This window comes from Bacillus sp. NEAU-Y102 (genome assembly GCF_054788175.1).
This window is the reverse complement of the sequence record NZ_JBTWFK010000001.1, coordinates 490,397-516,242: the sequence shown is the minus strand read 5'-3', so window position 1 is coordinate 516,242 and position 25,846 is coordinate 490,397. Positions and strand designations below refer to the sequence as shown.

Below are 25,846 nucleotides of genomic sequence, written 5' to 3'. Positions count from 1 at the left end.
AAAGGCATGAAATCTACAGATCAGTTTCAGACATACGAAGTACCGTGGGAAGAATTTATTGAAGCGTTGCGAGAGGAAATGAAGAAGCAAGTAGGAGCAGATATTATTGATACAGTAGTTTGCAATTTAGAAGATGGTTTTGAAGTGTATACATATGTGCAGGGGGATTTAGATTTTGAATATAAGGAAGCGCTTGAGAGAAAATACGGAAGTGATGCGAAGACACCTAATGTGTTAACGATAATGTTACTAGCTAGTATTTATAATGCAAGTGAAGAGAATATACGCTTGCATGCGGATAATAAAGAGAATCCGATTGTTGAAGTGTATGTAAAGCAATGAAACACGCTGTGAAAGGCGTGTTTTTTATTTGTATGATAAAATGTTAGAAAATTGAGAAAGAAGGTGGAGGATTGGGAATTAAACATCTCAATTTAACAGTTACAGATGTAACAGCATCTAGAGAGTTTTTAGAGAGGTATTTTGGTTTAATTTGTAGTGGAACAAGGGGGAATGCCTTTGCAGTTATGCGTGATAATGATGGATTTATACTAACTTTAATGAAGGGAAAAGAAGTTCAGTATCCAAAAACATTTCATGTAGGATTTCCACAAGGAAGTGAAGAACATGTAGATAAGATAAATCAAAGATTGAAGAAAGATGGATTTTTGGTGGAGCCTCCTAAGCATGCCCATGCATATACATTTTACGTTGAAGCACCTGGTGGATTTACAATAGAAGTGATGTGTTAAATCAAAAATCAAACTTTTTATTATGTGTTTTTAAAATAAAAAGTAGGAAAAGTCTGTTTTAAGTGTGGAGCTTAAACAGGCTTTTTTACTTATATAATTGGATAGAGAATGCTAGAAGGGATATTACCAAGTGTATGATCTGTTTACATAATAAAGTTATGGTGGGTTAGTTGTCCTAAAATACAAGTCATATATCTTGTTTCCTCTCATAAATTTAAACATAGGAATTTGTCTACAAAGGTGGCGAAGCCTCATCATGAAAATCCGAATTTGTGCCACGTTCATGTTATTTCTATTTATATGTTTACCTTTATCAGCTTTTGCAAAAGGAGAGGAGGCAAAGGAAAGGGTCGTTTCACTTGTATATGATGATTCGGGCAGCATGAGAAATAACGATCGCTGGAAATATGCCAATTATGCTTTGCAAAGTTTAGTTGCGCTATTAGATGAAAAAGATAAATTTTCTTACGTTCCAATGAGTAAGCCAAATGATCCATTAAATATTTCGTTAACGAAGGATAAAAGGCAAACAGAAATTGAGGGAATTGGAGCGTGGAAAACGTATTTAAATACTCCATTTAGCGCGGTAGAAACGGCGATGCAATCTATAAAAAAGGAAGCAGATATAGATGGAAAACGTGAATTTTGGCTTATTGTATTAACTGACGGGGCATTTAATGATTTAGAGAAAGATAAGATTGGCGGAAAAGAACAAATTACACAGAAATTAGCCCAGTTTAAGAAAGAAATGGATGCAAAAAAGATATCGTTACATCCAGTCTTAATTACGATGGAAGAAGATTTAGGACAACAAGAAAAAGAACAACTAAATACGTTCAAGGAAATATGGAAGAAAGAGATAAATGGTGTTACGATGCCGTCAAGCGGAGAAGATGGCATTGTAAAAAGTGTAAATCAAGTGGCAGCATTAGTTGCAAATCGTGATCCATTCTCCTCTGTTGAATCGATTGTAAAAACGAAAGTAGTGGGGAAAAAAGTAGAGATTACAACACCGTTTCCGTTAAAGCGTATGACGCTTGTACGACAATCGCCTTCTCTGCCCGATTATCAGGTCGCACAAATTTCTAAACCATTACAATTACAATCTTCTTTTTCCATACATGCACCAGGAGAAGCAAAATTGTTCGGAAATATAGTTCATATAAGTACGGAAAATCAGGAAGTTATTAAACCAGGAACTTATACGATAGAAGTCGACCAGGACATTGAGAAAGAAGGACTACAAGTACTAGTTGAACCGGCGCTTAATTATACGGTTTCTACTTATGACAAAGATGATAGTAGTCAAAAAAATGTAGAGAAAATGTACGAAGGTGTTACTGCTGTTATTGAAGCAAAGCCTACGGAGTTGCCAGTTCAGTCTTCTTACTTTCAAGCAGAAGTAGAAATAGACGGAAAACAATATCCGATGAAGTGGGACGATAAGAGGCATGTGTTTTATTACGAAACTAAGCTTGGTAAAGGGTTAGTACGCGGGAAAGTTCATATGAATATAAAGGGGTTTTATAGACAGACGAAAGAATTTAAAATTGAAACAGCTGAGAAACCGAAATTATCACTTCAAACTGTTACAAAAGATTATAAAGAAAAAGTAACAAATTTAGAGAAGAGTAAACCATTTGTTTTACAACCACAGTTAGATGGTAAGCCGATGACAGAAGAAGCTGTAAAAAAACTATTAAAATCTACTGGTGTCACATCTAAACAATCAATCAATTATGAAATAAAGCAACATGGAAATCAGATCTATGTTTATCCTCGTCCCTATTACTCCGACACATTTAATTTTACAGATACCGGCACCGTAGAAGCTACCATCGTAATGCAGGATTCAAAGTTACAAGAAGTAAAGAAAAACATAACATTCCATATTCAAGATGCTCCGTTTTATGAAAAATATGCGCTCATTTTTAAGTTTGTCATTCCTATCACTTTATTACTGCTAGTAGTAGGAATCATTGTTTTAGGATGGATTGTTCGGCCGAGATTTCACCGGAAGGCACTACTGTATTATGAATGGGATCAAGAGGTAGCGAAAGATTGGCTATATCAATCTGAACCAGAATTACTTCGAAATAAATGGTGGAACCATTATTTTGGTATCCCATTTAGAGCAGAAAGAAAAACGGTGCAATCTGTTACATTTATAGCGAAGAAAGGTTCGAAATCTGTCTTTGTAGCGAAAGAATCACAAGTAGTTGGAATGATTATTGATGGAATGTTTATAACAGAGGATGAAGTAGGAATGGAACATAAGACACTATATCCAAATGAACTTTTACTAATTGATAGAGGATATGGTAAGGAGATTTACAAATACGAATGTGAATAGTAGATAGGGAAAAGAAGGGGATGGAGTATTGATTCTCTTTCCCTTTTTTCAAACAAGCAAGAATAGGAAGGTGGTTCACATGACATTACAAGTTCCAACAATATTAATTGGTTTAGGTGGAATCGGTAGTACTGTGACGCATCAAATATATGAAAAACTGCCTGAAGAGCGCCGAAAAAAGGTAGCAATGCACGTATTTGATACAGATGTGAATACTTTGAGTAAATTTGATCATATTCGAAAGTTTAAGACACAAACAAGTTCTAGTAAAACGCCTAGGGAGTATATTGCGGGAGATCCAACGATTCCAGAGTGGTTTCCGATGGATCCGACTATACTTGATAAACCATTAACAGAAGGAGCAGGACAGTTACGCGTCATTTCACGTTTAGCATTACGTGCTGCGATGAAAGAAGATAAATTGACCTCTTTTTGGCAAGAAATCGAGAAAATTTTTCCAGTTACAAGTGATCAAACAGAATATGGTGTGCGTGTCATTATAGTAACATCACTAGCAGGCGGAACAGGTTCGGGGATGTTTCTACAAATTGCATTATATTTACGTGAAATGCTTCGGAAAAAATTGCAGCATCATAACATTTTAATACGCGGTGCGTTTTTAATGCCTGATGTTTTAGTAAAGACGAGAACAGTTAGTGCGAAAGAGTTTGAGACGGTGCAAGCAAACGGATATGCATCGTTAAAAGAATTACATGCTATTACGCTCGGTTCTACTGGAGAATTATCAAAACGCGGCGGGGTAACAATTGAATTAGAGTATCGCCCTGATCAAGTAGATGAAGACGGAAGAACGAATCATACAATTAAACAACATCATTTACCGTACAATTATTGTTTCTTATACGACTACGAAAACCTACATGGACACCATTTGCACAATTTATCAGATTATATGGAGCAAATGGCAAATACAATTTATTTACAGTTATTTAGCCCGATGTCTACAAGTCATTTTGCACAGGAAGACAATCAAATTCAGCAATTAGCAGAATCAAGTGGAAAAGGACGATATTGCGGGGCAGGAACGGCAAAACTCATTTATCCATATGAGCATGTGTTAAAATATTGTGCTTTAAAATGGGCGGTGCAAGGTTTAGATGAATCGTGGCTGCATTTAGATCAACTGTTTCAAGAGAAGAAGCAAAGATACGACCAAGATGTAAAACGTGGGATGCAGCGTGAAAAGCCGGAGAGAGGTAAAAGTTATTTAGAGGACTTGGAGCATCTTGCTACCCGTCCAGAGCAAGCTCATATTTTCTATAGACAAATGTATAATGAAACACGTGAAGGAGCAGAAGGTGGTAAGCTCGGAGTTGCGAAATCAAAACTGTTTTTAGAAGCTGTAGAAAGTTATGTACAACGAACGGTGCAAAAAGATGAGGAATTAAATCGTCTGCAACATGAGTGTAAAATTTCAGCTGCGAAACTGAAAATGATGGAACAAATGAAAGGTGAAGTGGCAAGAGTGGATCATGCGGTTCGCTTATATGCATATGCGATTCCGAGCCGTGTACATGAACATGTAACGACACTTTTATATGACATGATTGAATCAGACCGCTTTTCACCAAGTGGTTCTGAAGGGCAGTCCTATCAATTAAATACATGGTTTTTAAAGAAAACAGATCCAGTTCACCCAGTAGCAGCACGTTTTATGTTATATGAAATTCGAAAACAGTTAGTAGAAAAAATGAATCGATTACATGAAAATAATGAACAAAAGCGTAATGTAATTCAAAACTACGATAAAAAATTTAATGTAGGTAATATCGATGGCACGGTAACGGCTGTACGCCGAGTAGAAATTGCTCAACAACAAGGCTGGTTCGGAAAAATGATTAATAATCAGCAACGTTTATTCAAAAGAGAATTTGAAGACATCGTAACGCAATATGTACACAAATTAAATGAATATCGAAAAGAAATGCTATTAGAACTTGTGTATCAATCGCTATATCAGGCAGTTAATAAAATGATTCAATATTGGGAAAGATTTTTTGATAATTTACATGAAACACGTGAAAATTTATTGTTTGAAATCCAAAAGCGCAGTAAGGAATTTGAAGGGAAAACAAACCCGACGAATGTATATGTATTAGCAGAGGAACAGCTGCAAGAAAAGATATGGCAAGATATGCAGCAACATTTAAATTTAGGTGTACTACCGAAAGATATATCAGCGGAAATTTATATGAGTTTGTATGGGGAATATTGTCGTGATGCGAAAACAGAAGAGATTCAGTCGAAAAAGGTAGAGGATTTCTATCGCGAACATATACTGAGCTATTGTTATGACGAACTGCAAGTACGCTATCGTGATAAATTAGAATTGAATATTATTGAAGCATTGCGAAAAGAAGCAGATTATAAGAAACGTGATCGCAATGAATACGTGCGTGAAAAAATTGAAGACCTGTTCCATTTAGCAAGTCCGTTCATTCCGAAAGTTGCTCATCATAGGGAATTACAATATTGGGGTATACATCCTTCTTTAAAGAAAGAGCTACAAGAGGAATTGATTCAAGAAATGTTTAAAGAAAAAGATACAGTACACGAAGCCTTTTCGCCATTTGAAGTGATCTGTTATCGAGCACATTATGGCTTATCGCTGCAAGATTTTCCTAAATTATCATCAGGACATATTTCAAACGGATTTATGAATGATAAAGGGGACTATTTCCAATCGTATTATCGCCGTGTAAACAAATTAAATAGTAAAAAATCTAGTTTAACGCCGCATTTAGATAAGTATTGGCACTTACCAGCCTTTATGCCAGATTTGAATGCGACTCAAACAAAATTAGATTATGATAAATGTAATCGTGCATTACTATACGCATATATGTATCGCTGGATTAGTTTAGTTGCTGTTGATGGACAGTTTGTGTATCAATATAACGGTGTGGGACGTAGCTTTTTAATTCAGTCGATGGGGAAAAATATTTCAAGCGAAAGTTATAAATTACACAGAGCATTGCTTCATAATCCGTTTATTTATGAAAACATCTTGTCACGATTTGAAGAAGAGCAAGAAAAGGCGATGATACAAGGTGGACATTTATATACACATCCGTTCGTATTAGGAGCCCAAGATGTAAGATGGCTTAGAAAAGAACATGTCCACAATCTTTTAGACATGATTTTAATGTATGACCGTGAAGCGAAGTATGATCCGACGTTAGAAGAAACATCAGATGAATTATTAAGACTATTCCTTGATGAAATCGAGTTGTATTTCCAGAACTATTACGGTACAGGTGCTGATATGGTTGCAAAGAAAGAGAAAGAAATGTTTATTAAACAATTGTGGGATCGCTCGCATGCGAAAGGATATGTAGATCCAAATAGCGCTCCGTATAAAAAATGGCAAAATTTATTAAGTATTCAAGATGAAGAAGAAACGCCAAAAACGAATGTATAGTGAATGAAAAGGGAATCCTTAAAAGTGGCAATACAACTTTAGAAAAGAGGGATTCTGATGCCGTTTTTAGGAAGTGTATATCAAATATTTGGGTTATATCCGGAACTTTATTATGGGATGATTTCAGCAGAGTTGCAAGAGGAAGCTCAGAAGGAGCATCTTGAAAATAGTAGTGCAGAAGCTGAAGTGGAAGAATAAAAAAAGTGCAGATGAAAATCTGCACTTTTTTGTTAGTATTAAAATGGTGAAATAACCTCAAATTAATTATTATTTTTGAATAATAATTAATTTGAGGTTATTATGATTTTCATTACATTGTATGTAATGAAGGTTGTATGAAAATCAATGTAATAAAATGAATATGAATATTAAGGTGGGAAACAACAATGTTTTTGAGAAAATGATTATGTATAAAAATAACATTTGATACATAATCAACCGATTATTTTTGAGTGATTTATTATTGACAATATAATTAATTGTATGATAAATTCAATCAGCATTCTTAATGGTTTTTTGGTATGATTAATATTTTGAAAATTCAATACGATATAAAGAGATTGATTTTTCTGTTTTTATTGAGACGGGTTACTAAGTCTATAGGGGAAGTGAACTATGTATATTTTTATTTTTAAAATAGAACAGTAATAAAGAATGTAACAAGTAAGAGATAAACTTGAAAAAGAGGTTTCAAAGAATGAGTCTTTTCATAAAGAAAGCAATGGATGAAGAAAAGAAAAAAGTATTGAATCAAACTTTAGGAGCGATTGATTTAACTCTTTTGGGTATTGGAGCAATTATTGGTACAGGTATTTTCGTATTAACTGGTATTGTAGCAGCGAAACATGCTGGTCCGGCGATTGTATTATCTTTTGTATTAGCGGCAATTATATGTGCATGTGTAGCTTTCTGTTATGCTGAATTTGCATCTACAGTTCCAGTTTCGGGAAGTGTATATTCATATACATATATGACACTAGGTGAGATTTTTGCATTTATAGTTGGCTGGTGTGTTATGCTGGAGTATTTATTAGCGACTTCTGCGGTTGCAGCAGGCTGGTCAGCATATTTTCAGTCACTGCTACTAGGTTTTAATATTCACATTCCTACGGTTTTTGCTTCGGCACCAGGAATGGAGAAGGGTGGAATCATTGATTTACCAGCAGTTCTTATTATTTTAGTTGTTACATTTTTATTAAGCCGTGGTGCAAAAGAAAGTGCACGAATTAATAATATAATGGTTATTATTAAACTGGCTGTTATTGTAGGATTTATTGTTGTAGGGACACAATATGTAAGACCAGAGAATTGGCAACCATTTCTACCGTTTGGTTTTCACGGTGTGGTAGGGGGCGCTGCTACTGTATTTTTTGCTTTTTTAGGATTTGATGCAGTTGCAACAGCCGCAGAGGAAGTGAAGCGTCCACAACGTAACGTGCCAATTGGGCTACTTGTTTCCTTGTTCATTTGTACCGTTCTATATGTAGGTGTTTCATTCGTGCTAACTGGAATGGTTCCGTTTACGGAATTAAATGTTGCTGATCCGGTTGCATATGCGTTGCGCACTGTAGGAGAAGATAGAATTGCTGGGTTGTTATCGGTGGGAGCGATAGCAGGGCTAACAACAGTTCTGTTAGTAGCTATGTTTGCATTTGTTCGTGTATCTTATTCGATGAGTCGAGATGGACTGTTACCAAAAAGACTTTCAAGTGTCCATAAACGTTTACAAACTCCATTTTTTAATACGTGGGTTACAGGTATACTAGCAGCTTTATTAGCGGGATTAGTGGATTTGAATTTATTAGCTAATTTAGTGAATATGGGAACGATAACAGCATTTGTGTTTGTATCTATAGCTGTCATTGTATTAAGAAAGACACATCCTGATATGAAGAGGCCATTCCGTGCCCCTCTAGTACCTTTTTTACCTATTGTTTCAATAGTAAGTTGTATATATTTGGCTTTGAACCTTTCTAAGCTTACTTTAATTAGTTTTGTGGCATGGATTATAATAGGCGTTTTCATATATTTTGTATATGCTAAAAAACATAGTAATGTTAGAAATGGAAATAGAGTATAGTCCATTGAAATAATACTTGTAATGGAAATGAAAACACGCTACTTATTCATATAAGAACAAGTAGTGTGTTTTTTCTATTTAATAATCCCATTTTCTAAAATTTTAATAGTTGATGCCACTTTCACATTAGCTTTTGAAAAGGCACTTGGCCAATCATCTTCAACTTGTTTCCATTCTTTATATTGAAACGCTCTCGCATAATCACCAAATCCGAATGGATCAAGTTGCTGTTTTTGAATTTTGTGGATTAAATCGTTTAAATCATTGTTTAGTTGTTTTGTAATAAGAGAAGTTAATTTTTTTCTATCATTTTCTATATCCATGTTGAATGTAAGTTCAGATACGGCAATTTTTAAATCCATTTTAATATTAAATTTGAAGCGGTTATCGCTATAGTCTGTACCGATATCATGATTCATACTAAGAATATTTATTGTTATAAAATCGTCGCCTTTTGTATCTTTTAGATGGCTATTACTTTCAACTAAATTAGAGGGGATTTTCATTGTAAGTGAAACGGGTATATTAGCTTTCTTTTGCACCATAAGAAGAAGGGCACTTTCGTAGCGATTTAAAGACATCTTATAAGTTCCACGAGAGGTTAATAGTGCCGAACCGGTAACAATAACATCTTTCTTCCCTTTTTTTATTTCTGAAATAGCAGGAGTTACGCCTTTATTAAAAGTTTGTCTATGAAATTCATGGAATGTCGTAAACACGGTCCGATTGTATAGTTTGTTCGTATTAATTAAATCTGTTAAATATTCAGGAAGAGCAGGCTTATCTTTGAAATTATTATATATAACAGAAGAAATGGAGCCATCTACTGCAACCATGCGCATATTCCCTGTATTTTTAGGGTCGCGATACCAAACATCCAGATAAGGCATAGCTCCTTCTTGTTTTAAAAAATTCGTGCTAAACAATATAAGCTGTAACTTTTCTGTGGACACTAAACCGCTGCTTGAACTGTTAAACGTATCTTTTGCTTCTCGGGGTGTATGTACTTTCGCTTCATGAATTTCGTACTTTTTCTCTACATCTTCATTGAAAATAGGGTTTACGTGATACACAATTAATTTTCCTTTTGCTTTTGCGTCAAAACCGTAAATTAATGAGATGGATTGTTTTTCTAAATCAAGCCGATCTTCACAACCTGCTAAAAAAATTATGAGAAAACAAAATATAATAAAATGAATAAAGCGTCTCATTTAAACTTTTCTCCTTTTCCAATGCTGATAAAGTGTCATGTATAAGAGAAATACAACTGGGAATAGAAAAACGATAAAATAACTAGCAGTTCCCCAAAATTCCCGCAACGAACTTATCTGATAAGAAGAAGGGATATAAAAGAATAAGATGAAAATACACCCGAATAATAAAAAATAAATAGGTAATGAACTGCCTTTTTTGTTAAGTAATTGATTAATACCATCTGAAGCAGTAAAAATATAAGGAATACAGGAATCAAAAATAATAAAGAGATAAAATGACAAAAAGATAATTTCAAACCGCTCAAGAAATGAGAAGTGAAACGGTGTAACAAGAGAAAGAGTTGGCCATAAAAACTTTGTTATACCATCTGGACTAAAATAAATAAAAGAAACGAACGTGATTTGAAGATAAATAAATAGCGTAATCAAATTTGCAATAACAATTCCTTTTTTTGCAGATGCTTTGTTAGTTAAATAAGGATAAAGGACAAACGCAAACTCGAATCCGAGAAACGCAATGATAGTTGATTTTACGGTGTTTATAATTGGTAGCCATCCTTCCTTGATAAGAGGAAGAAGATATATAAAATGCCCATCTTTAAGAGGAATAAATAATAATAATGGCATCCAAAGTGTAAAGATGACAGTGAAAACAGCAAAACGACTAATAATAAGTGCTCCTTTACATGCAAGCATAAGCATTGGAATAGATAGCAAAATCATAATTAAAGACATAGGAGATCTAGGTAAAATCCAAATATGAATAACGTATAAGAGGGAAAAAATTAAGGAAACAGCTGCGAGTACAGCATATAAAATCCAAAAAATCATTACTACTCTTCCTAGCCATTTTCCAAGATAGCGTATCAGCACATCAAGTAAAGTATATCCTGGATGTTTTTCCATGATTTTTACAATACATAGACTGACTAAAGTAGTAATGACACATCCGATAATAATAGACATCCAGCCATCTGTATTCGCTCCTTGTGCAACTTCACGCGGGAGTGTAAGTACGCCGAATCCGACTTGAACACCACTAATAGTTAAAATGTATTGAAATAAAGTGATTTCCCTCTTTGCACGTTTTGTCACTTATTCTCCTCCTTTTCCTCAACATCTCTTTGCCGGTTATCTTGTTTTAATTGTAGAGATAGTGGCCGTTTCTTCATAATCTTCCAGGGGAAACGTACAAGGGTATCTTTTAAATCCGAAGCATATGACGGAGAAAAAGGACTACCATATGGCACACCAAGTGATTCCATAGAAAGAATATGGATGATAATGATTGCCATTCCAACCATAATTCCAATGACGCCAAATAAAGAGGCAGCTATCATCATTGGGAATCGAAGAAGCCGAATTCCTGCTGACATTTCTAAGTTAGGAATAATGAAAGAGGCAACCGCAGTAATTGATACGACGATAACCATAACGTTACTAACAATCCCAGCTTGAACCGCAGCTTGTCCAATTACAATTCCTCCTACGACGCCGATTGTTTGTCCAACAGGCCCAGGAAGCCGAATCGCTGCTTCTCGGAGCATTTCGAGAACTAATTCCATTAATAAAGCTTCTAATATGGGGGGAAAAGGAATTTTGGCTCGAGATTCTCCAATCGTTAACAACAATTTGAGTGGAATCACTTCATAATGGAAGGAAATCATAGCAATATAAAGAGCAGGAGCAAATATTGCAATAAATAACCCAGTGAAACGAAGGAGTCGTATAAAAGATGGAATCATAGGTCTGAAGCTGTAATCATCTATCGTCTGAAAAAAGGATGAAAAGGTCATCGGTCCTATTAATACGCCTGGTGAGCGATCTACAACAACAGCAATTCGCCCATTCAAAATATGATGTGCCGTTGTGTCAGGACGTTCAGTGATAGACAATTGTGGGAAGAGAGTATAGGAATTATCTTCAACAAATCCTTCTAATTCACCGGTAGTAAGAATAGCATCTACTTTGATTGATTCAATGCGGCATGCCATATCTTGTACAACATCTTCGTTTGCAACATCTGCAAGATAAAGTAAAAAAACTTTAGAGGTTGCTCGTTCGCCAACAGTGAATTCCTTCACTTTTAATTCGCGATTTGGAATATAGCGACGAATAAGTGCGATACTATCACTTGCCACTTCATTAAATCCTTCGTGTGAGCTTTTTATGGAAGTCTCTGTTGTAGGTTCTTCAATACTCCTTTTTGGCGCCGCTTGTGTATCTAGTTCTAAAGCTGATAATTGCCCGTTTATAAATAAAATACTTTTGCCATGTAAGAGAGATTGCTCAATGTCTATCCACTTCTGAACTTTTTTAATATTCCCTATAGAAACAGAAGATTCCCAAAAATCATCTTCATTCCATTCTTTAAATAAGAGAGGACGAAGAATATCTACATTAATAACAGTTTTATCTACAAGTCCTTCCATATATATAAGAGCAGCTTCTTTTCCGTTTTTTAACGGGAAAGTGCGTGTAATTAATTCTGGAATACCACTAAATAATTTGGATAAGTGTTTAAGATTAAGCGGCATGGAGGAAGAAATTTCTTTATTTAATACAGTTTCAGATTGCTCATGTGTAGAGAAAGATTTTTCGCCCCTTATCCATTTTCGAAAAGATCCCATATATTCACCTTATTCCTCGTTGAACTTTATATGGGTTATTATGGATAGTTACATACAGACATATGCGCAGTTTAAAATTTATATTGTATATTTGTACATTTAACGCTATAATTATAGTGTTAAAGATGGAATCGTGATATGACCTGTTATGAATCTATCGTTTTATTTATGAATAAATGGATTGGTATTTTAGCAAGATGTGCTAATAAACTACTCCACCATGATGATAGCGTGCCCAAAATGTGGTGCGTATATTTTCGTGGTGGAGTTTTTTTTATTCTCAAAAAGGGGGAAAGACCATGAATGACAACATGGTTCATATTACAATTGACGGAAAAAAGTATACAGCGGAGCCTGGTTCAACGATATTGGGTGTTATTAATGAGAACGGGATTGAACATCCGCAAATTTGTTACGTGCCGGAAGTAGATCCTATTCAAACATGTGACACTTGTATTGTAGAAGTTGACGGAAAGTTAATGCGTTCTTGTTCGACGATAGCAACGGAAGGTATGAACGTTGAGCGTGCTTCTGTTCGCGCAAAAGAAGCACAAACAGAGGCGATGGATCGGTTACTAGAAAATCATTTATTATACTGTACAGTATGTGACAACAACAATGGGAACTGTAAACTGCATAATACAGCAGAATTAATGGAAATTGAACATCAAAAATATCCTTATGAACCGAAAGTAGATGTAAGTGAAGTTGATATGACGCATCCGTTTTATCGCTATGACCCTAATCAATGTATTGCATGCGGTCAATGCGTTGAGGTGTGTCAAAACTTACAAGTAAATGAAACGTTATCGATAGACTGGGAAGCGGAACGCCCACGAGTTATTTGGGATGAAGGAGTAAATATTAATGATTCTTCATGCGTTAGCTGTGGTCAATGTGTAACGATTTGCCCTTGTAACGCTTTAATGGAGAAAACGATGCTCGGTGAAGCTGGATTTATGACGGGATTAAAACCAGATATTCTTGAACCGATGGTAGATTTAATTAAAGAAGTTGAGCCTGGATATAGCGGTATTTTTGCGGTATCAGAAGTGGAAGCGGCCATGCGTGATACTCGTACGAAGAAAACGAAAACAGTATGTACATTTTGTGGTGTAGGTTGTTCGTTTGAAGTGTGGACGAAGGGGCGTAAAATCCTTAAAGTACAGCCATCTTCAGATGCACCAGTTAACGCAATTTCCACTTGTGTAAAAGGGAAATTTGGTTGGGATTTCGTAAATTCTAAAGAACGAATTACAAAACCTTTAATTCGTAAAAATGGAACGTTTGTTGAATCTACATGGGAAGAAGCACTGAATGTAGTTGCAAATAAATTAGGTACTATTAAAGAAGAGTACGGTAAAGGTTCTATCGGATTTATTTCTTCCTCTAAAATTACAAATGAAGATAATTATGTAATTCAAAAATTAGCTCGACAAGTATTTGGAACGAATAATATTGATAACTGCTCACGTTATTGCCAATCACCAGCAACGGATGGTTTGTTCCGTACAATTGGTATGGGCGGTGATGCAGGAACGATTAAAGATATTGCGCAATCTGGTCTTGTTATTATTGTAGGATGTAATCCGACAGAAGGTCATCCTGTTTTAGCTACACGTATTAAACGTGCACATAAATTACACGGACAAAAGTTAATTGTAGCTGATCTTCGTAAAACAGAAATGGCAGAGCGATCAGATGTCTTTATTAGTCCAAAACAAGGAACAGATCAAGTTTGGTTAATGGCTGTTACAAAATATATGATTGATCGAGGTTGGCATGATCAGGAATTTATTAATGAGAATGTAAACTTCTTTGAAGATTTCAAAGAAAGTCTAGAAGAATATACACTTGCATATGCAGAAGAAGTAACAGGTATTTCAAAAGAAACACTTATTCAAATGGCTGAAATGATTCGTGATGCAGATGGTACATGTATCCTTTGGGGTATGGGGGTAACGCAAAATACAGGTGGTTCTGATACTTCCGCTGCAATTTCAAACTTACTTCTTGCAACAGGGAACTATCGTCGTCCAGGAGCAGGTGCGTACCCACTTCGAGGTCACAATAACGTACAAGGTGCTTGTGATATGGGTACTTTACCAGGATGGCTTCCAGGATATCAGCACGTTACTAACGAAATGGAACGTGCGAAATTTGAAACTGCTTACGGAGTGAAAATTGATAGTGAACCAGGTCTTAATAATATTGAAATGCTTCACGCAATTGACGAAGGAAAAATGAAAGCAATGTATCTTGTCGGAGAAGATATGGCTCTTGTAGATTCTAATGCAAATCATGTACATGAAGTGTTGTCGAGCCTTGATTTCTTCGTTGTGCAAGATGTTTTCCTTTCTAAAACTGCTCAATATGCAGATGTTGTATTACCAGCAGCGCCATCTCTTGAGAAAGAAGGTACTTTCACAAATACAGAGCGCCGTGTCCAAAGATTATATCAAGTTCTTCCTACGTTAGGAGATGCGAAACCAGACTGGTGGATCGTCCAGGAGGTTGCGAATAAACTAGGGGCAAACTGGAATTATAGCCACCCAAGTGAAATCTTTGCTGAAATGGCAAGTTTATCACCATTATTCTCGCAAGCGAACTATGAAGTGCTTGAAGGATGGAACAGTTTCCATTGGGGAAGTTTTGATGGAACAAATACACCACTTCTGTTCCAAGATGGATTTAACTTCCCAGATAAAAAAGCTCGTTTTGCGATTGCTGAATGGGTACGTCCAGCTGAATTTCCAGCGGAGTTCGACCTTCACATTAACAACGGTCGTATGCTTGAGCATTTCCATGAAGGGAATATGACAAATAAATCAACAGGTATTCAAACGAAAGTACCTGGTGTTTTCGTTGAAATCTCTCCAGACCTTGCAAAAGAACGTGGCGTAAAAACGGGTTCGTTAGTTCGTCTTGTCTCTCCTTTTGGAGCATTAAAATTACGTGCACTCGTTACAGATCGTGTAAAAGCGAATGAGTTATATTTACCGATGAACTCTACAGATAACGAAACGGCAATTAATTTCTTAACAGGTCCTGCTGTGGATGTACGTACGAATACACCTGCGTATAAACAAACGAAAGTACGTATGGAAGTGTTAGAAGTTGATGGCGAAAATCCGATGCCAAAAGCGAACCCACGCAATAAAAAACGTCACCCTCAAGCTGGAATTGAGGTACATCGTAAGTGGGCACGTACAGGGTATGTGCATTTAACGGATAAGTAGGAGGAGAAAACTATGGCTGCACCTATAAAAATGATTCAAAAACAAGAATTAACTGAGGAAGAAATAAAACAGCAAAAGTTAGATGATTTAAAAGAGCTTCTAACTAATAATGAAGAAGCTCTAAATCAGATGTTTAATATAGTAGGGGAATTAAATGACATTGGAATGCTAGAAGCTGCAAATTCTATGCTAAAAGCGAAAGAACCAATTGCGAAGATTGTTCTAGGTCAAGTAACTCGTGAGCCTGTTACAAATTTAATTAATAATATGATGGGCGCTGCAGGTGCGTTAACTGAACTTGACCCAGAACTTACGAAAAAGCTTATAGGTAGTTTATTAGTCGGGCTAGAAGAAGGTAATGAACATCTAGAAAGTAAAAAAAAAGTAGGGGTATTCGATCTTATGAAAGTATTGAAAGACCCAGATATTAACCGTGCGATCGGGTTTGGGCTTCATTTCTTAAAAGGAATGGGGAAAGGGTTAAAAGACGAATAAACTTCATGAAGTGAACCTTTTCGCCCAAATATTTGTACGAAATAGTTTGGGCGGAAGGCTCATTTTGGTAAAATATATAATAAAGTAAAATGAGGCTTTTGGGAGGTATAATTGTATGTCAAAAAAAGTACATGAATTTAATGATATGATCCGAAAACTTCGAAAGGAACTTTTCGGAAAAGGACCGGAACGAATTCATACTGTTTTTGCAGAAAATATGGCTATAGCGACTCTTTATGGAAACTTAACACCTACTGAAAAATTTATTTCAAGTACGATGGACGGTGCGGAAATGGTTCATCTGGCTAGAACAAAAATGATTCAAGAAGTGTATGCTGCGAATTCCCGTGAACATTTGGAGGAACTTGTTGGCGCGAAATTAGTGAATTTGTTTTCAGATATGAAAGTAGAAGAAGATATTGCAGTTTCGGTATTTGTTTTTGATAAAAATATAACGTGAGAGAAGGATACTGATCGTGAAACCGATACAGGTAGAAAGAGAAATCTTTCGTTATGAACAAGAGGTATTTAAGCATATAGAGGACAGCATTGTAACAGAGTTTCCTGTCACCATTAAAATGAACGGACAGGAGTTTGTTACAATGGTTAGTACTCCAGAATATATAGAAGATATGGTAATAGGCTTCTTAGCATCTGAAGGAATCATTCGAAAGTATGAAGATATTGATAGTGTATGGGTGCAGGAGAAAGAAGGATTTGTACATGTAACAACGACAAAAGTAAATCCGTATTATGAACAAATGCAAAATAAACGATATATTACGTCTTGTTGTGGTATGAGTAGGCAAGGATTTGTTTTTGCAAATGATGCACTAAGTGCAAAAAAGATGAAGGGTGTCCATGTACAGGTTGCTGCCGATGATTGTTTTCGGTTAATGAAAGAAATGCAGCAATCTGCGGATACGTTTCATCATACTGGCGGGGTTCATAATGCAGCTTTATGTGATGTGAATGGTATTATTTTAAGCCGAATGGATATTGGTAGGCATAATGCACTAGACAAAATTTACGGTTATTGTTTAAAAAACTATATTTCTATAAAAGATAAAATCATTGTTTTTAGTGGTCGTATTTCTTCGGAAATATTATTGAAAGTTGCAAAAATCGGTTGTGAAATTATACTATCAAAATCAGCTCCAACTGAGTTAGCTTTGCAACTAGCGGAAGATTTAGGTATTACGACAATAGGATTTATTCGTAATCAATCCTTAAATGTGTATACCCATCCAGAGCGTGTTTTAAATATAAAATAAAAGTGAGGCAATGAAGATGAAATCAGTTACATTAGACAAGTTGCAACGTCCGTTAAAGGATTTACGTATTTCAGTTACTGATCGCTGTAATTTTCGCTGTCGATATTGTATGCCAGAAGAAATATTTGGTCCTGATTACTCGTTTTTGTCTAATGACAAAATTTTATCTTTTGATGAAATTGAAAGGATAACACGTATTTTCGTTTCTTTAGGTGTGAGAAAATTACGGATTACAGGCGGAGAACCGTTACTTAGAAGAGGGCTTCCAAAGCTTATTGAGCGGCTTCATAAAATAGATGGTGTAGAAGATATCGGTTTAACAACCAATGGATCGTTACTTAAAAAATTTGCTCCTGATTTATATAAGGCGGGACTATCACGTGTAACAGTTAGCTTAGATTCCTTAGAAGAAGAGCGGTTTTTCTATTTAAATGGTAATAGGAGCAAAGTGCAAAGGGTTCTGGAAGGAATACAGGCTGCAGCTGAAGTTGGAATGAAAATTAAAATAAACATGGTCGTTCAAAAGGGAAAAAACGAACAGGACATTTTGCAGATGGCGCAATACTTTAAGGAAAACAAGCATATTCTTCGTTTTATTGAGTATATGGACGTTGGAAATTATAATGGTTGGGATTTAAAAGAGGTCGTCTCTAAACAAGAAATAGTAGATACGATTCATCAAGTTATGCCGTTAGAACGGATAGAAGCAAATTATTCTGGTGAAGTGGCTACTAGGTATCGTTATATAGGAAGCGACGAGGAAATAGGTATTATTTCATCGGTAACAGATTCTTTTTGCTCATCATGTACGAGAGCTCGTATTTCTGCAGAAGGAAAATTATATACTTGCTTATTTGCTTCTAAAGGAAATGATTTAAGAGAATTGCTTCGTTCTGAACATACAGATGAGGACATTACAGATGTAGTACGCGATATATGGAATAATAGGGAAGATCGTTATTCAGATGAACGCTTAAATCATAAAAATAAGAATACAATACCTAAAATTGAAATGTCACATATCGGTGGTTAATATATAAAGCTAGCGTCATAGTGAAAAATGGGGAATTTACAAGAGTTGTGGATTTTCTATTTTATAGTAAAAGTGATGATTGATATCTCTGTAAAAGATGTGCAGAGAAATTAAGCAGCATTCAAAAACCTTTATTTTGAGGAGGTTTTTTGAAGCTGCTTTTTTATTTGGAGAAAATGGAGGAATGGGTAATGGCATTTCATAAGCCGGAACAAATTGCTGAGCTTGTCATTGAGGCCGGTGTTCAAAAAGTAAGACAGACATTGCCAGCGATGCTTATTCTCGGTTTTTTAGGAGGAGCGTTTATTGCGATAGGTTTTTTACTTAACATTCGAGTTTTAGGGAATTTACCTGAGCGCTGGGGGAGTCTAGTGAATGTTTTAGGAGGAGCGGTATTTCCTGTTGGACTTATGCTCGTAGTATTAGCAGGAGGAGAATTAATTACGGGAAATATGATGTCACTGTCTATGGCGCTTTATGCAAAGAAAATTACATTGATAAGTGTACTGAATAACTGGGTTTGGATTACTCTCATGAATTTTATTGGGGCAATTTTCGTTGCGTATTGCTTTGGACATCTTGGCGGATTAACAGAGGGAGAGTATTTAAATAAAACAGTAGCGATAGCGGAAGGGAAGTTACATGAATCATTTGGAAGAACTTTAATTTTAGCAATTGGTTGTAATTGGCTCGTTTGTCTTGCTCTTTGGCTCGCTTACGGGACGAGTGATTTTGTCGGAAAAATCATCGGAATTTGGATTCCAATTATGGCATTTGTAGTGATTGGATTTCAGCAAGTAGTAGCAAATATGTTTGTCATTTCCGCTGTTATTTTTGCTGGTCATCTAACGTGGATGGATTTGGCTAAAAATTTTGTTCCTGTTTTTATCGGAAATGTAATTGGAGGAGCTGGGTTTGTTGGTTTTGCTTACTTTGCTTGTTATCAGAAACAACATTCTAATATGAAATAGAGTTCTTGAGAGGAAGGGTATGTAATGGCTGATCGGTATTCACGACAACAGTTGTTCAAACCAATTGGGAGTAAAGGACAAGAAAAAATTCGAAATAAACATGTGTTAATTGTAGGGGCAGGCGCATTAGGAAGTGCAAGTGCCGAAAGTTTCGTACGTGCAGGTGTTGGCAAGTTGACGATTATTGATCGTGACTACGTTGAATGGAGTAATTTACAAAGGCAACAATTGTACTCTGAACAAGATGCGAGAGAGAAAATGCCGAAAGCAATTGCTGCAAAAAATCGGTTAGAACAAATTAATTCGGAAGTACAAATACATGCTTTCGTAATGGATGCAACTTCAGAAAATATGGAAGGTCTATTAAAAAATGTAGATGTAATCATTGATGCAACAGATAATTTTGATATTCGATTTGTAATAAATGATTTATCACAAAAACATAATATTCCTTGGGTATATGGTTCTTGCGTTGGATCGTATGGTATGAGTTATACAATTATTCCGCAAGAGACACCGTGTTTACATTGTATGCTGAAAAATATTCCTGTTACAGGTGTGACATGTGATACCGCTGGAATTATTAGCCCGACTGTTCAAATCGTCGCAGCATATCAATTGGCAGAAGCACTCAAAATTTTAGTGGAAGATTTCTCAGCAATTAGAAAAACATTTTTCATGTTTGATATATGGAGTAATCAAAATCATTTTATAAAATTAGGGAAAATAAAAACAGACGCTTGTCTCTCATGCGGTTTGAATCGAACTTATCCTTATTTATCATACGAAAATCAAACGAAAGCAGCTGTTTTATGCGGAAGAAATACAGTTCAAATTAGAACAGTAGACAATAGGAAATACAATTTTGATGATATAGAAAAAGTATTACAAAAACTGGGGAAAGTAGATCGGAATCCGTATTTACTATCTTGCCAATTCGATGATTACCGCGTGGTTGTTTTTCGAGATGGTCGTGTTTTTATTCATGGTACAAATGATATTTCGAAAGCGAAACAACTATATTATCGCGTATTCGGTTAATAGAGAGGGTGTCAACAATGGAAAGAAGAGTGCCAATTACGGTTGAAGAAGCTGTTCGTAAAGTGATGGGATTTGCTGATAAAGGCTTAAAGGAGCTATTACCAATTGAATTAGCTTATGGACGTATATTAGCAGAGGATTTAATAGCTGACCATGATGTACCGTCATTTAATCGTTCGCCGTATGACGGATTTGCTATTCGAGCAGAAGATACTAATTTAGCAAGTTATGAAACGCCAATTGTATTTGAAGTAGTGGGTGAAATTGGTGCAGGATCGCTATTCCATGAGAAAGTAGGTCCGTTTCAAGCAGTTCGAATTATGACGGGAGCACAAATTCCGAATGGGTGTGATGCGGTTGTTATGTTAGAGCTGACTCGTCAATATGAGAAGAATGGCAACAATTATATGGAAGTGAAGCGATCATTCAAAAAGGGCGACAATATTTCTTTTCAAGGTGAAGATGCTCGTAAAGGAACGGTTCTTGCAAAGAAAGGATCGTACATTAATCCAGGTATTTCAGCTCTTCTTGCTACATTCGGTTATAGTGAAGTGCCAGTTGCGAGAAAGCCTGTAATTGGACTGTTAGCGACTGGGAGTGAATTGCTTGATGTCGATGATTCATTACAGCCAGGGAAAATCCGAAATAGTAATACGTATATGATATTGTCTCAAATTCGAAGAGCAGGCGGCAGAGTAAAATATTTTGGGAAGTTTAGTGATGATTTTAATACATGTTTTACAGCTGTGAAAGAAGCGCTTGGCCAAGTGGATATGTTAATTACAACGGGCGGTGTATCAGTAGGAGATTACGATTATTTACCAGCTATTTACGAAAAGTTAGGTGCCTCTGTTCTTTTCAATAAAGTTGCAATGCGGCCAGGGAGTGTTACGACTGTAGCACAATTAAATGGCAAGTTATTATTTGGTTTATCAGGAAATCCATCAGCTTGTTATGTAGGGTTTGAATTATTCGTAAGACCGTGTATTCGGGCGTATATGTTTAGTGAAAAAGTACATTTAAAAAGAGAAAAAGCGTTATTAGGAGAAGATTTTCTAAAACCGAATCCATTTACAAGATTTGTACGAGCGAAATTGCAATATGATGAGGGGAAATTAATAGCTTATCCATCAGGTTTTGATAAATCTAGCTCAGTTTCCTCATTGGCAGAATCAAACGTGTTTATCGTATTGCCGGGCGGGACAAGAGGATATAAAAAAGATATGTTTGTCGATGTTCTTTTATTAGAAGATAACGAAGGTAGTGAATGGCCTTGGACATTTCATAAAGTGAGAGGTGGTTCTAATGGGACAAGTGTTATTTGAGATTGTAGATAATCCGATTTTAGTTGAAGAAGTAACGAATAAAGTCGCAAGAAGGGAAGCGGGTGCGATTACAACATTTATTGGTACCGTGAGAGAACTTACAAAAGGAAAACGAACGCTACATTTAGAGTATGAAGCATATAAACCGATGGCAGTAAAACAACTTATGAGAATTGGTGAAGAAATTAGTGAAAGATGGCCGGATGCAAAAGTAGCAATTACGCACCGTGTAGGGCGGCTAGAAATCATGGATATTGCGGTAGTCATTGCAGTTTCATCACCGCATCGTAAAGTAGCTTATGAAGCGAATGAGTACGCGATTGAACGTATAAAACGAATCGTTCCAATTTGGAAAAAAGAATTTCGGGAAGATGGAACGATGTGGGTTGGAGATCAACTTGAAAACACACCATATCCAGAAGGAAAACCAAAGAAGGAAGAATGAGAAAATGATTACAATTTTATTGTTTGCAAATTTGCGTGAGGAAGTCGGATTGGATCAATTAATAATTTCAGAAAAACAAGAAATGACTGTTGGGCAATTAAAAGAATGGTTGAAAGATAGTTATCATTTGCAATCCTTGGATACAGTAATGGTTGCAATTAATGAAGAGTTTGTAACGAATGAAGAGATGATAAAAGTAGGAGATATAGTCGCATTAATCCCGCCCGTTAGCGGAGGGTAATAAGCTTTTTCAACAGATGAAGCGCCGAGAAGATGTTGTATATAAATTAGAATAAGAGAAGGGATGAGTTCTATGCTTACTCAAGAACAAATAATAAATGCATTAAAACATGTAGAGGATCCAGAGTTACACAAAAGTGTTGTAGAATTAAATATGGTTAGAAATATACAAATGAACGGAACAGAGGTTAAACTTGAAGTAGTACTAACAATACAAGGTTGTCCGTTAAAAGCAAAAATTCAACAAGATATTGAAGAATCACTTCACGCAATTGGTGCCTCTAAAGTGGATGTAACATTTGGTTCTATGACACAAGAAGAACGTGCAGCTTTAACAGAGAAGTTAAAGAAAAATAGTAGAACAGAAACTGGTATGCCGAGCATGCTTCGCCTTGATTCAGGAGTACGGTTTATTACTGTAACGAGTGGAAAAGGTGGAGTTGGAAAATCAACGGTGACAATTAATCTTGCAACTGCACTAGCTCGTATGGGCAAAAAAGTGGGGATATTAGATGCAGACATATATGGTTTTAGTATTCCAGCTATGATGGAAACGAATAAGAAACCAACGATGATTGATCAAACAGCAATTCCGGTCGTTAGTCACGGTGTTAAAATTATGTCGATGGGATTTTTTACGGAAGGAAATAACCCGGTTATGTGGCGCGGACCGATGTTAAATAAATGGATTCAAAATTTCCTTGCGAATACGCACTGGGGAGAATTAGATTATTTACTTCTTGATTTACCACCTGGTACAGGAGATGTTGCTATTGATGTTGCAGCAATGATCCCGCAGGCGCAAGAAATTATCGTTACAACACCACACAATGTAGCTTCGTTCGTAGCATCTAGAGTAGGAGTTATGGCAAAGCATACGAAACACGAGATTTTAGGGATTGTAGAAAATATGGCTTATTATGAAGAGCAAGATGGATCGAAAAACTATCTCTTCGGAAAAGGTGGCGGCGAAATGCTTGCAGAACAATTGCAAACAGAAGTGATCGCGCAAATACCTTTTGCAAAACGAGAAGAAAATAACGGTTCATCTGTATATGATGAAGACTCTCTTGTAGGAGAAGTGTTTACATCGTTAGCTGAGGATATTATTTATAGAGGATAGAGGGGGAAGTTTAATATGGCATGTAACATTGATCATTCTATTGAAGATGTGATGAATAAGCTTGAAAGTCAAAAGAGTTTTTTACCTGAAGGGATCTTTAAAGAGTTAAAGAGTTTTTTGCAAGGTATTCATTCACAGAAATTATTAAATGATGTTTTTCACCTCCTAAAAAAGTATGATTTAGTCAGTGAGGAAGAACGAGAGACGAGAAACGCACAATTATTGTACATTTTGAATTAAGTACTCTTTGGCTTTAGAATTTTTTCAGAAGGGGTGAATGTAATGAATATGAAAAAGATGATTGAAATGGTAGAAGCAACTAAAGTGACTGACGAAGAATTATCGATTTCTACTTTACATCAAAAGCTTGTGAAGTTGTATAGTCAAAAAGATTGTGCAGAGTATACGGAGTTATTAAAATATATTTTATCATTATCCGTGCAGCTGAAGCTGAATCTCGTATTGAAATATTTTGGTGTGCGTCCGGTTGTTGCTGCAGACGAGCGTATGCAATTTCAAGAGATATTTAAATGCTTAGCTAAGAAAGATGAGAATGGGGAATGGTTTCTAAATTTTGTTTCTTTATATGTAGGGCTAATTGTAGTTCTTCATTTTGATGAGAAAGTGATTGAGAGCAATTTTTTTGATGATATGGTAGTGGGTGAATGTAATGAAATATAAGATTCTGCTCATAACGTTTTTCTATTTAAATGCTTTAATTGCGATTTTAGTTGGTTATATAAATATGAAGGCAATTAATTAAGAAAAAGGAATGAAACTAGTTGGATAAAAAGAGTTCTTCAGTTGTTTCCGTCGTTTTTTCGTGTTACTATTAATCGAATTTTTCATAAGGAGAGAAAGCGATGAAATGGATTTATTTTCTTATTATTAACGTTATAGCTTTTAGCCTTATGGGGCTTGATAAACGAAAAGCAAAGAAGAAACAGTGGAGAACGCCAGAAAGTACGTTGTTTTTATCGGCGGCAGCTGGAGGAGCAGTTGGAGCTTGGATCGGCATGTATATGTTTCATCATAAAACTCATAAAAAGAAATTTGTTTTCGGCATACCGTTACTTGTTGTAATAACGGTATGTTTATTATTCGTTGTATGAGAAATGTCGAAAGAAATGCAGATTGATTATTGGTAAAGTGAGCATGTGAGACCGTATAATGGAGAAAAAATGAGAAGAGGAGAAAAAGGAAGATGGGGAGTCAATCAGCAGAGCAAAAAAAAGGGATACTATATGCGGCTGGTGCTTACACGATGTGGGGAATTCTACCGATTTATTGGAAATGGGTTGAGGAAGTTCCAGCAGATGAAATATTAGCGCACCGCATCGTTTGGGCATTTGTTTTTATGTTACTTGTATTAGGTGTTACGAAGAGGTTTCGCCAGTTTATTGGGGAATTTGTGAATCTTTTTAAACGACCTAAATTATTAATGTCATTAACAATAGCTTCAGTCTTGATTAGCGGAAACTGGTTTGTTTACATATGGGCCGTTAATCATAATCATGTTATTGAAGCGAGTCTTGGCTATTATATTAATCCGCTTATTAGTATTTTACTTGGTACAGTCGTTTTAAAGGAAAAGTTAAACTTTTGGCAATATGTTGCAGTTGGTTTAGCAGGAGTAGGGGTTGTCATTTTAACAGTACGTTTCGGATCTATTCCGTGGGTTTCTCTTTCACTTGCCTTTTCATTTGGATTATACGGATTAACGAAAAAACTATTAAACTATGATGCTACAATTGGACTTACGATGGAAACCATGTTAGTGACGCCGTTTGCGATCATTTATCTTGTTATGACAGGAGCACATGGTTTCGGCTCATTTGGATCTATTTCAATGTTATCAACGTTACTTTTAATAGGAGCAGGTATTGTAACAGCATTACCACTATTTTATTTTGCAAAAGGAGCACAACTTATTCCGCTTTATATGGTGGGATTTTTACAATATATTGCGCCAACAATTAGCTTAATTTTAGGTGTATTTGTATTTGGTGAACATTTCACATCTACACATATGATTGCATTTTTCTGTATATGGGTTGCTTTATTTGTATTCTCGGTAGCGAAAACAAAGTTTTTAGTGCAGAAACAACCGAAATTTATAAAAAATAAATCAGCAAAAGTATCATAATGCGTAGTATTTTCTACGCATTTTTCTTTATACTTATATTATA

Annotated in this window: 24 protein-coding genes; 21 read left to right on the top strand and 3 right to left on the bottom strand. The window is 35.8% G+C overall.

Features of this window, described 5'->3' with window-relative positions; translation table 11 throughout:
• The first annotated feature begins 6 nt into the window (after positions 1–6).
• The 6 genes from ACYFX0_RS02455 (at position 7) to ACYFX0_RS02430 (ending at position 8,627) form a co-directional block, all read left to right on the top strand.
• Complete coding sequence (locus tag ACYFX0_RS02455) at positions 7–342, top strand: hypothetical protein (protein ID WP_000842899.1); 336 nt, start codon at positions 7–9, stop codon at positions 340–342.
• Between the two features lie 71 nt (positions 343–413).
• A complete protein-coding gene (locus ACYFX0_RS02450; protein WP_000511530.1) occupies positions 414–752 on the top strand; it encodes a VOC family protein in 339 nt (112 codons plus the stop codon).
• A gap of 256 nt (positions 753–1,008) precedes the next feature.
• Entirely contained in the window at positions 1,009–3,105 is a 2,097-nt protein-coding gene (locus ACYFX0_RS02445) for a vWA domain-containing protein (RefSeq protein WP_106081764.1), read from the top strand.
• Between the two features lie 79 nt (positions 3,106–3,184).
• The gene (locus tag ACYFX0_RS02440) at positions 3,185–6,547 is read left to right on the top strand and encodes a tubulin-like doman-containing protein (protein WP_016098801.1); all 3,363 of its coding nucleotides are present in this window, start codon (positions 3,185–3,187) and stop codon (positions 6,545–6,547) included.
• A 57-nt stretch (positions 6,548–6,604) separates the two neighbouring features.
• Positions 6,605–6,745 (top strand): hypothetical protein, encoded by a 141-nt coding sequence (locus ACYFX0_RS02435; protein WP_001116193.1) that lies wholly within the window; start codon positions 6,605–6,607, stop codon positions 6,743–6,745.
• 499 nt (positions 6,746–7,244) lie between these two features.
• Positions 7,245–8,627, top strand: coding sequence for an APC family permease (locus ACYFX0_RS02430; protein WP_000051659.1), 1,383 nt, complete (start codon positions 7,245–7,247; stop codon positions 8,625–8,627).
• A 74-nt stretch (positions 8,628–8,701) separates the two neighbouring features.
• Here the strand turns inward: ACYFX0_RS02430 and ACYFX0_RS02425 are convergent, their stop codons facing one another.
• The 3 genes from ACYFX0_RS02425 to ACYFX0_RS02415 are packed head-to-tail and all read right to left on the bottom strand — an operon-like array spanning position 8,702 to position 12,471.
• Positions 8,702–9,838 (bottom strand): Ger(x)C family spore germination protein, encoded by a 1,137-nt coding sequence (locus ACYFX0_RS02425; RefSeq protein WP_001252186.1) that lies wholly within the window; start codon positions 9,836–9,838, stop codon positions 8,702–8,704.
• Positions 9,839–10,936 (bottom strand): endospore germination permease, encoded by a 1,098-nt coding sequence (locus tag ACYFX0_RS02420; RefSeq protein ID WP_000166524.1) that lies wholly within the window; start codon positions 10,934–10,936, stop codon positions 9,839–9,841.
• Positions 10,933–12,471 (bottom strand): spore germination protein, encoded by a 1,539-nt coding sequence (locus ACYFX0_RS02415; protein WP_000534547.1) that lies wholly within the window; start codon positions 12,469–12,471, stop codon positions 10,933–10,935. The genes ACYFX0_RS02420 and ACYFX0_RS02415 overlap by 4 nt, the downstream gene beginning before the upstream one ends.
• A gap of 299 nt (positions 12,472–12,770) precedes the next feature.
• Between ACYFX0_RS02415 and fdhF the strand changes: the two genes are divergently transcribed.
• From fdhF to rarD, 15 genes are all read left to right on the top strand, one after another.
• Positions 12,771–15,710, top strand: coding sequence for a formate dehydrogenase subunit alpha (gene fdhF, locus ACYFX0_RS02410; RefSeq protein ID WP_460269789.1), 2,940 nt, complete (start codon positions 12,771–12,773; stop codon positions 15,708–15,710).
• A 12-nt stretch (positions 15,711–15,722) separates the two neighbouring features.
• Positions 15,723–16,205: a helical membrane plugin domain-containing protein gene (locus ACYFX0_RS02405; protein WP_098382185.1), complete on the top strand. Its 483-nt coding sequence runs from the start codon at positions 15,723–15,725 to the stop codon at positions 16,203–16,205.
• A 115-nt stretch (positions 16,206–16,320) separates the two neighbouring features.
• Positions 16,321–16,665 carry a Na-translocating system protein MpsC family protein gene (locus ACYFX0_RS02400; protein WP_000039580.1) on the top strand — a complete coding sequence of 115 codons (345 nt, stop codon included), beginning with the start codon at positions 16,321–16,323 and terminating at the stop codon, positions 16,663–16,665.
• Between the two features lie 16 nt (positions 16,666–16,681).
• The gene (gene fdhD, locus ACYFX0_RS02395) at positions 16,682–17,479 is read left to right on the top strand and encodes a formate dehydrogenase accessory sulfurtransferase FdhD (protein WP_106081763.1); all 798 of its coding nucleotides are present in this window, start codon (positions 16,682–16,684) and stop codon (positions 17,477–17,479) included.
• A gap of 16 nt (positions 17,480–17,495) precedes the next feature.
• A complete protein-coding gene (gene moaA / locus ACYFX0_RS02390) occupies positions 17,496–18,512 on the top strand; it encodes a GTP 3',8-cyclase MoaA (RefSeq protein WP_000844115.1) in 1,017 nt (338 codons plus the stop codon).
• A 191-nt stretch (positions 18,513–18,703) separates the two neighbouring features.
• Positions 18,704–19,483, top strand: a complete 780-nt coding sequence (locus tag ACYFX0_RS02385; protein WP_000863998.1) for a formate/nitrite transporter family protein — start codon at positions 18,704–18,706, stop codon at positions 19,481–19,483.
• A gap of 24 nt (positions 19,484–19,507) precedes the next feature.
• Positions 19,508–20,524: a molybdopterin-synthase adenylyltransferase MoeB gene (locus ACYFX0_RS02380; protein ID WP_000785263.1), complete on the top strand. Its 1,017-nt coding sequence runs from the start codon at positions 19,508–19,510 to the stop codon at positions 20,522–20,524.
• 17 nt (positions 20,525–20,541) lie between these two features.
• Positions 20,542–21,849, top strand: a complete 1,308-nt coding sequence (locus tag ACYFX0_RS02375) for a molybdopterin molybdotransferase MoeA (RefSeq protein ID WP_000442187.1) — start codon at positions 20,542–20,544, stop codon at positions 21,847–21,849.
• Entirely contained in the window at positions 21,830–22,294 is a 465-nt protein-coding gene (gene moaE, locus ACYFX0_RS02370; protein WP_000531883.1) for a molybdopterin synthase catalytic subunit MoaE, read from the top strand. The genes ACYFX0_RS02375 and moaE overlap by 20 nt, the downstream gene beginning before the upstream one ends.
• A gap of 4 nt (positions 22,295–22,298) precedes the next feature.
• A complete protein-coding gene (gene moaD / locus ACYFX0_RS02365) occupies positions 22,299–22,535 on the top strand; it encodes a molybdopterin converting factor subunit 1 (protein ID WP_000628473.1) in 237 nt (78 codons plus the stop codon).
• Between the two features lie 72 nt (positions 22,536–22,607).
• On the top strand, positions 22,608–23,657 hold the full coding sequence (locus tag ACYFX0_RS02360; protein ID WP_000957496.1) for a P-loop NTPase: 1,050 nt from the start codon (positions 22,608–22,610) through the stop codon (positions 23,655–23,657).
• 15 nt (positions 23,658–23,672) lie between these two features.
• The gene (locus tag ACYFX0_RS02355; protein ID WP_000752380.1) at positions 23,673–23,897 is read left to right on the top strand and encodes a hypothetical protein; all 225 of its coding nucleotides are present in this window, start codon (positions 23,673–23,675) and stop codon (positions 23,895–23,897) included.
• A 42-nt stretch (positions 23,898–23,939) separates the two neighbouring features.
• Positions 23,940–24,338 (top strand): hypothetical protein, encoded by a 399-nt coding sequence (locus ACYFX0_RS02350; protein ID WP_001056281.1) that lies wholly within the window; start codon positions 23,940–23,942, stop codon positions 24,336–24,338.
• 182 nt (positions 24,339–24,520) lie between these two features.
• Positions 24,521–24,769, top strand: coding sequence for a DUF1294 domain-containing protein (locus ACYFX0_RS02345; RefSeq protein ID WP_000871349.1), 249 nt, complete (start codon positions 24,521–24,523; stop codon positions 24,767–24,769).
• A 92-nt stretch (positions 24,770–24,861) separates the two neighbouring features.
• A complete protein-coding gene (rarD, locus tag ACYFX0_RS02340; protein WP_000535541.1) occupies positions 24,862–25,803 on the top strand; it encodes an EamA family transporter RarD in 942 nt (313 codons plus the stop codon).
• Positions 25,804–25,846 lie beyond the last annotated feature (43 nt).